General features: G+C 45.8%; 17 protein-coding genes. 2 read left to right on the forward strand and 15 right to left on the reverse strand.

Going from position 1 to position 14,926, the window contains the following annotated elements:
• Window positions 1–13: 13 nt before the first annotated feature.
• Together secD and yajC are read right to left on the reverse strand one after the other, a co-directional pair.
• Window positions 14–1,582, reverse strand: coding sequence for a protein translocase subunit SecD (secD, locus tag ACOGW3_RS02295; protein WP_419901478.1), 1,569 nt, complete (start codon window positions 1,580–1,582; stop codon window positions 14–16).
• Between the two features lie 130 nt (window positions 1,583–1,712).
• A complete protein-coding gene (gene yajC / locus ACOGW3_RS02300; protein ID WP_419901479.1) occupies window positions 1,713–2,099 on the reverse strand; it encodes a preprotein translocase subunit YajC in 387 nt (128 codons plus the stop codon).
• Between the two features lie 211 nt (window positions 2,100–2,310).
• On the opposite strand from yajC, the gene ACOGW3_RS02305 reads away from it, so the two are divergent.
• Window positions 2,311–3,183 (forward strand): ATP-binding protein, encoded by an 873-nt coding sequence (locus tag ACOGW3_RS02305; protein ID WP_419901480.1) that lies wholly within the window; start codon window positions 2,311–2,313, stop codon window positions 3,181–3,183.
• Between the two features lie 62 nt (window positions 3,184–3,245).
• On the opposite strand, the gene ACOGW3_RS02310 is transcribed toward ACOGW3_RS02305, so the two are convergent.
• On the reverse strand, window positions 3,246–4,478 hold the full coding sequence (locus tag ACOGW3_RS02310) for an ISL3 family transposase (protein ID WP_419901077.1): 1,233 nt from the start codon (window positions 4,476–4,478) through the stop codon (window positions 3,246–3,248).
• Here ACOGW3_RS02310 and ACOGW3_RS02315 point away from each other — a divergent pair.
• Complete coding sequence (locus ACOGW3_RS02315) at window positions 4,465–4,656, forward strand: hypothetical protein (RefSeq protein ID WP_419901481.1); 192 nt, start codon at window positions 4,465–4,467, stop codon at window positions 4,654–4,656. The genes ACOGW3_RS02310 and ACOGW3_RS02315 overlap by 14 nt on opposite strands.
• Here the strand turns inward: ACOGW3_RS02315 and ACOGW3_RS02320 are convergent.
• The 12 genes from ACOGW3_RS02320 to nagZ form a co-directional block, all read right to left on the reverse strand.
• Complete coding sequence (locus ACOGW3_RS02320) at window positions 4,582–5,805, reverse strand: peptidoglycan DD-metalloendopeptidase family protein (RefSeq protein ID WP_419901482.1); 1,224 nt, start codon at window positions 5,803–5,805, stop codon at window positions 4,582–4,584. The genes ACOGW3_RS02315 and ACOGW3_RS02320 overlap by 75 nt on opposite strands.
• A 54-nt stretch (window positions 5,806–5,859) precedes the next feature.
• Window positions 5,860–6,501, reverse strand: coding sequence for a protein-L-isoaspartate(D-aspartate) O-methyltransferase (locus ACOGW3_RS02325; protein WP_419901483.1), 642 nt, complete (start codon window positions 6,499–6,501; stop codon window positions 5,860–5,862).
• Window positions 6,498–7,286 (reverse strand): 5'/3'-nucleotidase SurE, encoded by a 789-nt coding sequence (gene surE, locus ACOGW3_RS02330; RefSeq protein WP_419901484.1) that lies wholly within the window; start codon window positions 7,284–7,286, stop codon window positions 6,498–6,500. Before surE ends, ACOGW3_RS02325 begins: the two co-directional genes overlap by 4 nt.
• Window positions 7,279–8,556, reverse strand: a complete 1,278-nt coding sequence (gene serS, locus ACOGW3_RS02335) for a serine--tRNA ligase (RefSeq protein ID WP_419901485.1) — start codon at window positions 8,554–8,556, stop codon at window positions 7,279–7,281. The genes surE and serS overlap by 8 nt, the downstream gene beginning before the upstream one ends.
• 107 nt (window positions 8,557–8,663) lie before the next feature.
• Window positions 8,664–9,446 (reverse strand): twin-arginine translocase subunit TatC, encoded by a 783-nt coding sequence (gene tatC / locus ACOGW3_RS02340; protein WP_419901760.1) that lies wholly within the window; start codon window positions 9,444–9,446, stop codon window positions 8,664–8,666.
• Between the two features lie 32 nt (window positions 9,447–9,478).
• Complete coding sequence (tatB, locus tag ACOGW3_RS02345) at window positions 9,479–9,952, reverse strand: Sec-independent protein translocase protein TatB (protein WP_419901486.1); 474 nt, start codon at window positions 9,950–9,952, stop codon at window positions 9,479–9,481.
• Between the two features lie 51 nt (window positions 9,953–10,003).
• Window positions 10,004–10,213 (reverse strand): twin-arginine translocase TatA/TatE family subunit, encoded by a 210-nt coding sequence (locus ACOGW3_RS02350; RefSeq protein WP_419901487.1) that lies wholly within the window; start codon window positions 10,211–10,213, stop codon window positions 10,004–10,006.
• Between the two features lie 114 nt (window positions 10,214–10,327).
• Window positions 10,328–11,389, reverse strand: a complete 1,062-nt coding sequence (locus tag ACOGW3_RS02355; RefSeq protein ID WP_419901488.1) for an ABC transporter ATP-binding protein — start codon at window positions 11,387–11,389, stop codon at window positions 10,328–10,330.
• Between the two features lie 137 nt (window positions 11,390–11,526).
• Entirely contained in the window at window positions 11,527–12,264 is a 738-nt protein-coding gene (gene scpB / locus ACOGW3_RS02360) for an SMC-Scp complex subunit ScpB (RefSeq protein WP_419901489.1), read from the reverse strand.
• Window positions 12,265–12,337: 73 nt separating this feature from the next.
• Window positions 12,338–13,126, reverse strand: coding sequence for a segregation and condensation protein A (locus ACOGW3_RS02365; RefSeq protein WP_419901490.1), 789 nt, complete (start codon window positions 13,124–13,126; stop codon window positions 12,338–12,340).
• A 13-nt stretch (window positions 13,127–13,139) separates the two neighbouring features.
• The gene (locus ACOGW3_RS02370) at window positions 13,140–13,835 is read right to left on the reverse strand and encodes a site-2 protease family protein (protein ID WP_419901491.1); all 696 of its coding nucleotides are present in this window, start codon (window positions 13,833–13,835) and stop codon (window positions 13,140–13,142) included.
• Window positions 13,836–13,891: 56 nt separating this feature from the next.
• A complete protein-coding gene (gene nagZ, locus ACOGW3_RS02375) occupies window positions 13,892–14,914 on the reverse strand; it encodes a beta-N-acetylhexosaminidase (RefSeq protein ID WP_419901492.1) in 1,023 nt (340 codons plus the stop codon).
• Window positions 14,915–14,926: the final 12 nt, after the last annotated feature.

Genomic DNA, 14,926 nt, shown 5'->3' on the forward strand with positions numbered 1-14,926 from the left:
ACAAAGCCTCCTATTATATACCGAGTGATTGCGGACGTTTCCGACGCAACCAGGTTACGATGAGTAAACGGGTGAACATAATCGCCGTAAACATAGATGTAATGATCCCGATCGTCAGTGTGACAGCAAAGCCTTTGATCGGGCCGGTGCCAAACTGGAACAGAAGTACAGCAGCAATTAGGGTTGTGATGTTTGAATCGAGAATAGTTGCGATGGCACGCTTGTAACCCGCATCGACGGCCATAACGGGCCCTCGTCCATTCCGGACCTCTTCCCTAATGCGCTCAAAAATCAACACATTTGCATCAACAGCCATACCAATTGTCAATACAATCCCCGCGATGCCCGGCAAAGTAAGTGTCGCCTGGAACAAAGAGAGTACAGCAACAATCAAGACAAGATTGGCGACTAGGGCAAAGTTGGCCATTACACCAAACAAGCCATAGGCCATCCCCATGAAAATCAAGACAAAGACAAGACCAATGATACTTGCGTACTTACCAGCTGTGACAGAATCTTCACCAAGCCCCGCACCCACTGTTCTTTCTTCTTCAAAAGAAATATCGGCGGGTAGTGCTCCTGCACGTAAGAGTAAAGCGAGCTCTTCGGCCGATTGAATGGTAAAATTACCAGAAATGATGCCCGTACCCGTAAGGATTGGTGAACGAATAACCGGTGCAGAAATAACTTTTTTATCGAGGACAATAGCAAAAGGACGATTTACATTTTTCTGTGTCGCATCTGCAAAACGCTTGGCCCCTGTGGTATCAAAGGTAAAGGAAATAACCGGCTGACCATCCTGAAAAGTCGCCTGAGCATCGATCAGGTTTTCCCCACTGACCATTTCACGCTTATTGATCACATAACGTTGAGGTTGGCCATTGGCTTGCAAATCTTGGGAAAGCAAAATTTGTGAACCTACTGGTGCTTTTCCAGAATAAGGATCGGCATTTTGGTTGACCAGTTGGAAAGTTAATTTTGCAGTTTGACCAATTTTACGTTTCAGCTCATCCGGGTTTTCTTCACCAGGAGCTTGAAGGACAATACGGTTATCACCTTGGCGTTGCAGGCTGATTTCTTTGGTCCCGGTTTCATCTACCCGGCGACGAATAACTTCAATAGATTGGTTTAGAATCGATATATTACGTTGCTGGATAGCCTGTTCACCATAAGCCGCAGTGATAGTGCCATTGTCTGTTGTAATTAACAGACCCGGATTGTTCTGGTAGATCATTGCCCGAACACGTGATGACATTTCATCACTACCATCACGAAGGTCAAAAGTGGCGGCGCCATCTACAACCCGTAGGTTTGTATAACCAATGCGTTCGGTTCTTAGAGTGGCTCTGAAACCTTCAACTAGATTGGAGAGTTGTTCTTGTTTGGCTTTTTCAAGATCGACTTCCATCAGAAGATAAGAACCGCCCTGAAGATCCAATCCCAAGTTTATTTGGTCGGATGCCACCCATTCAGGAAATGCGTCCAGCGTTTGTTCTTTGAAAACATTTGGCATGGCATAATAAAGACCAAGAACAAGGACGCCAATAACTGCAAAAATTTGCCACTTAGGAATTTGAACCATAACCGGCCCGTATTATCTGTTGAATAAAGAAATTAAACCTGCTCTGGATATAGTTCCAGAGCAGGTAAAGACCAGTCCTCAATTTTATATACTTATAAAAAGTAGATAAGTCATTGGGACGGCAGACAAATTAATCCTTGGATTTTTTGTCTTTTTTACTTTTTTTGTCGTCGTTAGCTGATTTTTCAGTAGATTTATCAGCCGGTACTGGTTTCGTCAGTACGCTGGCAATCGTGCTTTGGATAACAGTGATCCGAACACCTTCAGCAATGTCGACTTCAACTTCACCTTCTTTGACTTTCGAAACCTTACCAACGATACCACCAGCTGTGATCACTTTATCACCACGACTAATCGCTTCGATCATCGCTTTTTGCTGTTTCATTTTCTTGCTTTGCGGGCGAATAATCAGAAAGTAGAAAACCGCAAAAATCAAAACAAGCGGGAAGAGTGTCGCGAACAATTCGTTTGGTGAACCACCACCAGCTGCCTGAGCATAAGCTGTGGAAATAAACATTAATCCCTCCAGAAGATAGAACTTGGAATCGGTCTATTAACAGCCGTCCAAAAAAAATTACCCGCGGACTATAACGGTCTGGCCCGGAAATGCAAACGAACAGGCACACAAAGCTAATCGAGCTAGGATATACTCTAATTGACGGCCCTAGTTCGGAAGGATAGGGTTTGGAAAATAATAACTATGTTGGCAATAAGCCGGAGTAAGATAAATGACTGATTCTCAATCTTTAATGCCCGTTCTTGAGCGTATTGCGACCGCATTGGAAAAGATTGCACCTCCAGTCAAATCAGAGCCTGATCTTACAAAGGCGGAAGCCTATGTTTGGCACACAGACCCCGATCAGCTAGAACCAATTTCAGAGGTGAATCGGATCGAATTCGATCTTCTAAAGGGGATTGATCGCCAAAGAGAAATACTTCTTTCCAATACCTTACGCTTCGTTGAAGGCTTTCCGGCGAACAATGCCCTGCTTTGGGGTGCCAGAGGAACAGGGAAAAGCTCAATCGTCAAAGCCGTTCATGACAAGGTAAATAGCCTTGCCGCGGCAGAGGGATTCACCAAACTCACTCTTGTTGAAATTCACCGCGAAGATATCCCCTCCCTTCCAAGATTGCTCAAAATTTTGAAAAAATCAGATCGCCCGTGCATTCTGTTCTGTGATGATCTGAGCTTTGACACTCAGGACGACACTTACAAATCGCTCAAAGCTGTTCTTGAGGGTGGCATTGAAGGTCGCCCAAACAATGTGATTTTTTATGCGACATCAAACCGGCGCCACCTGATGTCCCGTGAGATGATTGAAAACGAGCGTTCATCCGCCATACATACTTCGGAGGCCACCGAAGAAAACGTCAGCCTCTCGGATCGTTTTGGCCTTTGGCTCGGTTTCCATAATTGCAATCAGGATACCTTCTTTGCGATGATTGAAGCCTACGTGGAGCATTATGGCATCAAGATCGATCTCGATACTTTACATGCAGAAGCACGGGAGTGGTCAGTAACCCGGGGATCTCGCTCTGGTCGGGTTGCCTGGCAGTATATCCAGGACCTTGCAGGCCGTATGTCAATTAAGATCACTTAAGAGATTATAATCTTTAGGAAATTCAAGATTACAACGGCACTTCTCCGCTTTGTTGAGTAGATTTAGGATTTCAAATAGAGCATAGATTGATTATCTGGAATGGATGATTGTCTAATTTTGAGTTTGAAGTATTCGGTATCCTTGATGCCTCTGGCTCGCTTACGGATCATTCCTATACTGACATTACCAGCCTCTATCCTGGCGCTTGTGAGCTTGTGTTTGGCGTAGTTGCAGATGCCCACACAATGTTTCCGTAGGGATTTCGCGAACTTTTTTAGATAGAGCATCTGTGACTGATCTGCTATCAGGCACCAACGTTCCAGTTGCTCCGCCATCGCCTCAAATGAAGCGGCACTCCACAGCAGCTGAAGCTGTTCTTTCAAGACGTAAAGTGCATTCAGGTTGCTATTGCTCTCCAGCAACCTTTGCAGCTTGTCACTTTGTTTTTCACTCAACTTATCCGCATTTTTGAGCAACAGATAATGTGTCCCTTTCATCAACTCTTTACCACTTGGATCGGCCTTTCTGAACTCAAGTCGACGCTGATTATGGATAGCTTTGCTGTAGTTTTTCATGACGTGGAAACGGTCAAATACTATGTCGGCCAACGGCAAGGACTCTCTGACAGCCTTTTGGTAGGCAGGCCCCATATCCATCGCTACGGCCTTTATTTTGCAGGCTGTATCTGGTTGCAGTTGTTTCAAAAACCTTGAAAAAACCTCGGCAGTTCGGCCTGCTTCAACCCAGATCAGATGACCGCCAACCATATCGTAGACCACCGTCATGTAGTCATGACCTTTCGCCCGGGCAACTTCATCTACACCAATATATTCCAAGCCAGTTAGCTCTGCAGGATCAAGCGTAGGGAGAGTTTCAATAAGGTATGCCCTGTCGATATTCTTGACCGTTTCCCATCGTATATCCAAATGTCTGGAAACCGCTTGAATAGACATATGCCGACATAATCCACTGATCAGTCGGCAAAATCGGTGAGTGAAACGGCACCCTTTATCAACAAAATCACACCCCTCAATGCGGCGTTCGCCCTTGTTAATATAAACCTGCGCCAGCTCAATCTCGACCACACAAGGATACCCAAAAAGGGGGATGTCGTTTACTTGTCGGCGGACATGCTGGTTGATGCTTCCCTTCTGGCCTGTAGCAGGGTCTATAGCCCTCCTACGCGCGTCTCGGCTGCAGTGAATGACAATCTTAACACCGCCGTCATCCAGTTTAATTTCATTTACACGTTGCCCTTTGAGGCCTAAAATATGCTGCGAGATGTTGATTGTCATATACCTGCTCTATGTAAAGTTATCAGAAACCATACATATCAACAGGTTACTTGGCGGTCGGCATCTTTTTCTACTCAACAAAGCGGAGAAGAGCCATTACAACCTAATTGGTAATCAGCTTGTTGGGATTAACAGCTTCCGATCCTTTGCGGATCTCAAAGTGAAGTTGTGGTTTTGAAACATTTCCCGTACTGCCGACCTTGGCAATCTGCTGGCCTCTTTTTACCCTTTGCCCCCTGCCGACCAATAACTGATCGGTATGGGCATAGGCTGTGACCCATCCATCAGAGTGTTTGATCAACAACATCTGACCAAATCCCTTGAGTTCACTCCCCGCATAAACGACAACACCGTTTTCTGCGGCCTTTACCAATGTCCCTTTTTTAGCAGCGATGTTTATTCCATCGTTGTGAATACCACCGGGTTTTGGCCCAAAGGATGAAATGACTTTGCCACTTACCGGGCGTAAGAAATTACTCGCTGACCGCGGGAGAGGTTTTGGTACCGGTCCTGTGAAGTTCTTAGCCTTGGGTATCTGGGCAACTGTCGTTTTTTGAGAAGGCACAGAAACGGGCTGAACCTTAGCAGCAGCTTGTCCTGTTTTCTTAACAACGGCCTGACCAGCTACGACGGTTTTTCTCAAAGCTGGCAGGTTTAGGCGCTGCCCAACACGCAACGAGTATGGTGGCTGTATTTTGTTGATGCGAACCAGTTCGGTTGTTTCCACCCCATAACGCCTGGAAATTCCATAAATAGTATCCCCGGAAGCCACGACATGTTCCTTCGATACTGGAAGCAGGATGAGCTGCCCTGCAACCAACTTATAGGGCGCAGATAACTTATTAATGATGATTAGTTCACGGATAGAAACCCGTTTGTTGCGAGAAATGGAATAGACACTGTCTCCACGCACAACTTTGTATTTCGACGTTGCGTTATTATTTTGAATTCCCTTGGATACAGTGGTGATCTTGGAGTTTGTCACACCCAATGACGTCTTAGAATCTTTCTGTACCTTGGACCAGGCAAGACCACGCCTTGGATTTCTTTTTGGAAGAGCTATCCGACTAGGCAACAAAGCCGGAATAACATTTCCGGCAACAGTACCTGTCGCACCTTCAGTTATTTGCGGTCGTGGTGGGGGTGTTGGTTTGCGCTTTGGCAGTGTTGGTGGCGGATAGTTATAGACTGTTGGCGGCGCCGTTTTGGTCGTCGAAGAGCTGGAAAGCGTTGGAAAGGATGATGGGTCTAGGGTACAACCAGACAAACCAGCAGAGACAAGCATGGCTAGAATTTTCACAATGGATAAGCTATTCTTATCAAACATTATTCTTGTAACGCACGTTTTATATATCCGCTCTCTCCAGAGAGATAATTTGCCTTATGTATCTTTGGGCATTCCATGTACGAGAGGTACAAAACGCACGCCCCCCAAATTTTCCTGATCATAACCATGTTCTGTTCGTGTAATCCTGATCAGTTCTTGATGATTACCCTGCGAACCAAGTGGTAAAACAAGAATACCACCAATTGCCAATTGCTCAAGAAGCGCTTGAGGAATTTCCTTCGGTGCTGCTGTGATAATTATGCGCTCAAAAGGAGCTTGCTCTTTCCACCCCTTGTAACCATCCCCTAACTTTGTGGTTACATTGTGAAGTCGAAGTTCGGTGAAACGTTCCTCTGCTTCTGACAACAGTTCTTTATGCCGCTCAATGGTGTAAACCCGGCGGCACAGGCGAGAAAGAATTGCTGCCTGATATCCTGACCCTGTACCGACCTCAAGAATCTTAATACGCTTATTCAAGCGAAGTCCCTGGGTCATCATCGCCACGACTTGAGGCTGACTTAATGTCTGACCACGCCCGATTGGAAGAGCCATGTTTTCGTATGACTGATCCTGAAAGGGACCGGGAACAAAAGCTTCTCTTGGGATACGTTCGATGGCAGATAGCACATCTGTATCAGAGATACCGCCACGACGCAGTTCCATTATTAGCCGTATCTTTCGCGCATGGAGGCTCATGAGAACAACTGTCCCATTTTCTCAAGAACGTCGTGATCCGTCAGGTCATACTTCAAGGGTGTAATCGTAATATAATTTTCCGCGATTGCTGACAGATCCGCATTGGGCACCGATGTATGGTGGCTAACGAACTGCCCCACCCACAGATAAGGCCGCCCACCGGGATCATTCCCTTCAACAACTGTGGTCTCTTCGTCCCGGTGCCCCTGTCGACAGATCTTTATTCCTCTGACCTGATCAGCAGGAACTCCTGGAAAATTGACATTAAACAGAAGATTCTCAGCACCGTCCCACATCGCAAGTTTTCGAATGACATCAGGAGCAAAGTGTCGAACCGTGTCCCAGTGGAACAAAGTATCATTTTGGGTATCAGGGCGTAGGCTGAGTGCGATCGACCGGGCGCCGAGAATGGCACCTTCCATTGCAGCTGCAACAGTTCCTGAATAAATCACGTCTTCGCCGAGGTTTGCCCCGACATTTACCCCTGAGAGAACGAGATCAGGCCTCTGACCTTTCATGAGGTACTTCATGCCCATCAAGACACAGTCCGTGGGCGTACCATCAATCGAATAGCGTTTGTCAGCAAGTTTGCGCTCACGCAAAGGACGTCGCAAAGTGAGCGAGTGACTAGCTGCACTTTGCTCTACTTCAGGTGCAACAACCCAAACATTATTAGAAAGCTTACGCGCGACCTCTTCAAGAACAGCTAATCCTTCGGCGTGAATGCCGTCATCGTTAGACAGCAGCATCCGCGCTTTGGAAAGATCAGTTATAGTCCTAGTCATTCGGGCGTATGCTCTCCTTGCCGCCCATATAAGGACGAAGTACTTCTGGCACCGTGATGGAACCATCCGCCTGTTGATAGTTTTCCATTACCGCGATTAGGCAGCGTCCAACAGCTACGCCAGAACCGTTTAGCGTATGAACAAAGGCTGGCTTTTTGCTATCGGTTGGGCGGAAGCGTGCGTTCATGCGACGCGCCTGGAAATCTCCACAAGTAGAACAACTGGAAATTTCACGATAGGCATCCTGCCCCGGAAGCCAGACTTCGATATCATAGGTTTTACGGGCGCCAAAACCCATATCACCCGTACAAAGTACAACAACCCGATAGTGAAGCCCAAGACGTTTTAGAACATCTTCAGCACACCCAGTCATGCGCTCTAGCTCATCATCAGATTTATCTGGATGAACGATGGACACCATCTCTACTTTATCGAATTGATGTTGGCGCAACATACCACGGGTATCACGACCAGCAGAACCCGCTTCTGAACGGAAGCAAGGTGTAAGCGCCGTCATACGTTTGGGCAGCTCATTCTCTTTAAGAATTTCACCAGCGACAGAGTTCGTCAAAGGAACCTCTGCAGTTGGAATAAGCCAGAAACCTTCTTCGGTACGGAATGAATCCTCAGCAAATTTCGGAAGTTGTCCCGTTCCATACATGACATGATCGCGAACCAAAACAGGTGGAATAACCTCTGTATAGCCGTGTTCATCAATGTGAAGGTCGATCATGAACTGCGACAACGCACGGTAAAGTCTGGCAACACCGCCTCTGAGCAGAACAAACCTGGAGCCTGATAGCTTTGCCGCTAATTCGAAGTCCATTTCATCGAGTTCTTCGCCAAGCTCGAAGTGCTGTTTGGCTTCGAAAGACAATTCAGGTTTGTCGCCAACCAGGCGGGCCAAAATATTGTCGTCTTCGTCTTCCCCTACAGGAACATCGTCTTTTGGACGATTAGGCATACCGGAAAGAATATCTTTGATCTGGTTGGCATAATCATTATCGGCGGCTTCTTTTTCAGCCATGCCAGATTTGATACCTGCAACCTCTGCCATAAGATCCGAAGCGTCTTCGCCGTTGCGTTTGGCCATTCCAATTTGCTTGGAAGCCTCATTACGACGCGCCTGCATATCCTGCAGTTCGGCCTGAACCGAACGGTGCTGCTTGTCTAGCTCTAGAATATGAGCAGACATTGGCTCAAGGTTACGACGTTTGAGGCCTTCATCCAGTAATTCTGGAGTTTCGCGGATCAACTTTAGATCATACATAGGTATCTCTGTCCTCACATTGGTAGAGATTATTGATAGAGACAAAATTCAATTAACACTTGGTACACTCTACATCGCAAAGAGAGAATGCAGGAAGTCAAAACACATTAATCTTGAGTAATATCACTCGAATCAGCGGTTTCTTCTTCAGCGCGCTTCTTTTCCACCATTTTGGCCATGAGGATCGAAATCTCATAAAGCAAAACAATCGGAATAGCCAAAGCCAACTGGCTTAGTGGATCAGGTGGAGTAAAAATAGCTGCCACGATAAATACGCCCACAATGGCATATTTACGTTTTGCTGCCATGCCCGCTGACGAAGCAATTCCAACTTTTGCCAAAAGGGTCATAAGCACTGGAAGCTGGAAGCAAATTCCAAAGGCAAAAATCAACTTCATCATAAGGGAGAAGTATTCATTTACCTTGGCTTCAAGCTCAATTGCTAAAGAACCTTCAGATCCTTCAACCTGGAAAGCCAGGAAAAATTCTGCTGCAAGTGGGAAGATGACAAAATAAACCAAAGCCCCGCCAACAAAGAATAAAATTGGTGATGCGATCAGGAAGGGCGCAAATGCCGATTTCTCATTCTTGTAGAGGCCAGGAGCCACAAAGAGATAAATCTGTGACAGAAAAATCGGACAACTAATAAAGGCGCCAAAGAAGAAAGCAACCTTTACATAAGTGAAGAACACTTCTGTCAAATCCGTAAAAATCAAACGGGTTTGACGTTCACTTACAGCGTTTTCCCGCATTACTTCAGCGAGGGGTGCTGCTAGATATTCAAACAGCTGCTCAGCAAACGCAAAGCAAGCCACGAAGGCCACCAATAGAGTGACTACACTCCATAGAAGGCGCCTTCTAAGCTCAATTAAATGCTCCAATAAGGGCATCTTCTGTTCTTCTGTCGTATTCGTCACAATGATTAGCTACTTTTAGAAGTGGTTGTTTCACGATCAGCATCTGACAAAGCCGCCGTTTCTGAAGTGTCACTTTTGGGCGCTTCACTTTTCGGCTTTTCAGTAACAAGATTGGTCGGCGGCTTGGTGATGGATGAAAAAGGATTATGCTCCTCTTTATCTTCGTCCTTGGCTATAGCCTCAACCTCGTCTTTGACCTCTTGTGATGCTTTCGTCAGCGATTTTGAAGGATCGATAACTTCTTCAATCGTTTTACGAATTGATTCGCTATTAGATCCCTCAAGCGCTTTTCGTGCATCCTGAAGATCTGATTCACGAATAACATCATCAACACCAGACTGGAATTCACGAGCCAGTCCTTTAGCTTTCTTTATCCATTTGGATACGCTTCGCAGTGTGTTAGGCAGTTCTTTAGGCCCCATAATCAATAGGGTTAAAACTGCAACGACCATCATTTCCGACCAACCAATGTCGAACATAGGTTACTGCTCCTTAAGTCAAAACTCAATCCAACTGGAACCCAAACGGGTTTAAGCTTTGTCTTTATCTTCTGGAATTGATTTGCTCTCTTCTGTGTCAGAAGAAGCAGTATCTTTGTTTTCTTCTTTAAGACCTTTTTTGAAGGCTTTAATACCGGAACCTGCGTCACCCATAAGCTTACTCAGCTTACCGCCGCCTCCGAAGAGAACCAAAACAACAACTAAAACAATCAGCCAATGCAAAATGCTGAACGCACCCATTACTCTCTCCTTGGAGATAAAATCCTATAATCTGCTAGGGACTATGGCAAAAAGATAAGGGTCAATCAACGATTCATACGCAATGGACTTAAGTGTCTTGTTTCGAAGGAATAATTATTCCGTGGACGGGGATGAAAAAACAAAGGCCAGACGCTTATCCAGCTCGAGTACAATCTTCTTTCCAGCTTCGGGAATAAACTCACTTCCCATTCGAGCTTTCACATGAAGATCGTCCTCTAAGCCATTGGGAATTTTAAAGTCTACAAGACTCGTCCGGCCCAACATACGTGTTTTCAAGACACTGGCTTCAACCCCCGTACCGTTCACTTTCTCCCCCAATACAACACCTTCATGTCGTACCAAAATGTTTACCGGGGATCCATGCGGGAGGCTTGGCGTTGCAAGCGGCCCAAAAGGTGTGACAACGTGACCGTTATTACAAATACCTTTGAATTCATTTAAGTCACCAAAGAAATGGGCCACAAAAGGATCTGCAGGGTTGGTATATAACTCTGATGGGGTTGCAAGCTGGACAATTTTGCCTTCACGCATAATCGCGATCCGATCCGCCATAAACATCGCTTCTTCTGGATCATGGGTAACCATAAGTGTTGCAGTGCCGTTTTCTTTGAGGACACGAACAGTTTCATCCCGTATTTGATTTCGAAGGCGGACATCCAAACCAGAAAAGGGTTCATCCAAAAGAACAAGTTTTGGCCGTGGGGCTACTGCTCGTGCGAGGGCTACGCGCTGTTGCTGTCCCCCAGATAGGGTGTGCGGAAAAGCATCCTTATAATCAGCCATCCCCACTTGTTGAAGTGCTTCCAGCACCCGAGACTTTCGCTCTGACCGCGAAAGATTCGTAAGTCCGAAAGCAACATTTTTTTCAACACTTAGATGGGGAAACAAAGCATAGTCTTGGAATACCAATCCCACAGACCTGTCTTCTGGTGGGGTTTCAATATTGCGATCAGCAACAATGGCCCCTCCCATCCGAACCACCCCACCTTGGAGAGGTTCAAGACCGGCAGCTAAACGTAAAATGGTGGTCTTTCCACAGCCTGATGGACCCAGCAGACAAATAAACTCACCAGCCTCTATCGAAAGGCTGACGTTATTCACCGCTGCTAATTTGCCAAATCTATGGCTCACGTTTTCCAAAGAGAGTGCGGACATTAAGTAACCGTGCCATTAATCTTCATTACGTTTTGTGCAACCTCGCAGAACTGCAGTTAAAAATCAATATCAACTAGAGCCTGAACCCAAAATGTCGCACTAAAAAGCGTTAACAATCCTTATTTTCACAAAAAAAACTAAACAGGCAGTGAAGATTGGTCAGAGATCTCATCAGAATCAGCAGCACCCTCTTCTTCTGAGTTCATCAAATCGTCCCCGAAGTCAGACTTCAACTGTTCTGTAATTTCTGATTCGTCAGCTTCTTCAGCCCCTATTGTATCCACCCCTTCATCTGCCACACTCAACAAGTCGCCGTGATCTCCCAGGGCGGTAATGGCTGGCCTTGCATCCAACAGTCCAGCGACCTTTAATTCATCTAGACCAGGAAGGTCATCCAGATTTTCGATGGAAAAATGATCAAGGAAACTATCACTTGTGGCCCAGGTAACGGGTCGTCCCGGCGTTCTCCGTCGCCCCTTAGGGCGAACCCAGCCGATTTCCAACAAAGTATCCAGGGTCCCCTTTGAGAGGGCTACTCCTCGTATCTCTTCAATTTCGGCGCGTGTCACAGGCTGATGATAGGCAATGATAGCGAGCGTCTCGACAGCAGCACGGGTCAAACGTTTGATCTGACTTTTCTCTATCCGAAGCAGCGGAGCCATATCCGGAGCTGTTCGAAAAGCCCACTTATCTTCAAGTTGGACAAGATTTACCCCGCGTGTTTCATAAACGGCCTTTAGCTCGATAAGCAGGGGTATCAAGTCCAAGTCTTGAGGAAAGTGGCGAGACAATTGTTTTGGTGAAAGAGGTTCGGTTGCTGCAAACAATAACGCTTCAACCAAACGAATATGGTCGTACCTGGTTTCAAGAGACATTCTTTGTCACCTCGTTATCATTTGAACGATTATTCTCATATCTTCCATCATTTTCATATTTCCAGGGCGGTTTCTAAATTCGGTCTTTTATATAGATAGGGCCAAATGTTTCCGTTTGCTTTAATTCGAGCTTCCCCTCCCGGCACATCTCCAGGCTTGCCGCAAAAAGAGAAACCATCGCTGATCGCCCAAGAATTCCAAGCTGTAGATTACCCGGAAGGAATTGATACAGCTCATTCCAATCCGGCATTGTCCCCAGAAAAGCAGATAGCCTAATGATCGCATCCTCTACAGAGTGGAGCTCCATATGTTCAATCAACAAGCTTTTGGTTTCTGTTTTATTTCGAGAGTTCGCATAGGCCTTCAGGAGCTCAAAAAGAGAAACCTCATAGCCTGTTTTCTCAATAATCCCTGTATCTTCTGGGGCTCCTCTGGCAAAGAAATCCAAACCCAATTGTGGTCGAGACATCAACGTTTTACCAGCGTCCTGCATTGCCTGTAGTCGTCGAAGCTGAAACTGTAGTGAAGCAGCGAGTTCCGCCCCAGAGGGTTCTTCATCACCTTGTGGTGCAGGTAATAACAATCGGGACTTGAGATAGGCCAACCAGGCCGCCATCACCAAGTAGTCTGCAGCGAGTTCCAACCTTAATTCGTGAGCTTGCTGGATAAAGTCAATGTATTGATTGGCCAGATCGAGAATAGAAATTTGTGTCAGATCGACCTTTTGATCACGCGCCAATTGTAGAAGAATATCAATGGGTCCCTCGTAACCGTCGAGGTCGAGTACCAGCGGATGAAGCGCCTTTAACGCTTCATCTTTTTCTGATGGATTATCTTCTTCAAATAACGGTGTATCTGTCACAGAGTTCCCATCGTTAAAATCTTAACAGGTTAGCTAAACCATTAAAAAATGGATACATCGCGCTCTGTGATTCAATAAGAACAAATCTTAATAAATCCAAATCCATTCCAATTTGCCTACCAATTAGTGGTAACAGAAAGATTAACCCAAGTAGTATGAACATTCCATAACGTTCTAATTGGGAGAATTTAATTGCCAGAGGAGTAGGCAATAAGCCTGTAAGTATCCTTCCACCATCCAATGGTAAAATTGGCAACATATTAAATACCGCCAATAACAAATTGATTTTAATTGCATTTTGAAGATTTTGCACAATCCACTCATAGACCGTAACGTCAGGAATAAGCGAAACAAAGTTAAAACAAAGTGCCGCAATTATTGCGATAAGAATATTAGAAATTGGACCTGCAATGGCAACAAAGATCATATCCCGTTTAGGATTTCTCAGGCGCCCAAAAATGACCGGCACCGGTTTAGCCCAGCCCAAAACAACAGGAGATCCAGCAAAGATAAGCATTGAAGGCAGTAATATTGTTCCAAAAGGATCTATATGTTTTGCAGGGTTAAGGCTTACTCGTCCTAATTTCGTGGCAGTATCATCTCCCAGAAGCTTAGCGACATAAGCATGTGCAGCTTCATGCAAAGTAACAGCCAAAAGAACTGGTAGAACCCAAACTGTGGCTCCACTTAGGAATTCTGAAATATCCATAGATATTAATCCTGATTAGGTAAGGACATCAGACTTCTTTGATGCCGTAAAGGAGATTAGGTCTCTGGCCAATAAGGCGAGATTAATGTGGTTAGCTCGGCAAGAGCATCATCCCAATCGATTTCAGTTGTTTTTCGTAAATTCCATGTGCTTTCCAGACGCACACTCTTTGCGTTATCAATTGATGTCAGCCCTTTGGCGACAGCTTGCATCTCTACTTGGTCACCATTGCAATGGAGTGCAAGATCGCAACCGGATTGAAGAGCTGTTCTTGCCCGTTCTTCGTAAGTGCCGTGCATGGCTTTCATGGAGAGATCATCAGACAAGAGAATGCCTTCAAAACCGATTTCTCCGCGAATGATCTCTTGGATAACTTTTTCAGACACCGTTGCAATATTATCCGGGTCGATGTCCTGGTAGATAACATGAGCCGTCATCCCCCAAGGCGCATCGTTCATTAACCTGAAAGCTTCAAAGTCGCTACTCGTGAGTTCAGACTTTTGAGTATCGACCCGAGGGAGTTCTTTATGGCTGTCCACCATGGCACGTCCATGACCCGGCAGGTGTTTGACAACAGGCATGACACCGCTATCCAGGAAGCCCTCGCTTACCACTCGGCCAATGGCTGCGACCTGTTCAGGTGTTGCACCATAAGATCTATCGCCAACGATCTCATGAGCCCCAGGGATGGTTAAATCGAGTACTGGGGCACAATCAACCGTAAAGCCCAGATCTGTCAGTTCGTGAGAGATCAAACAGGAATTGAGATAAGCGGCTCTTAAAGCTTTTTCAGGGTTAACTTCATACAACTTGCCAAATACTGCGGCAGGCGGTGTCCGGCGCCAATGCGGAGGACGCAGTCTTGCCACACGTCCACCTTCTTGATCAACAAGGACGGGGAGATCATCACGCCCACTCAGATCTCTTAGCTCAGATATAAGGTTTCTGATCTGTTCTGGTGTATCGCAATTTCGAGCAAAGAGGATGAACCCATAAGGATTTATTTCTGAAAAAAATCCCTTTTCCCAATCTGTAAGACTATACGCTTCACAGCCAAAGATAACTGAGTTACATCCCATTATATCGCCCTC

This window comes from Kiloniella sp. (assembly GCF_965205715.1).
Lineage (GTDB): Bacteria > Pseudomonadota > Alphaproteobacteria > Kiloniellales > Kiloniellaceae > Kiloniella.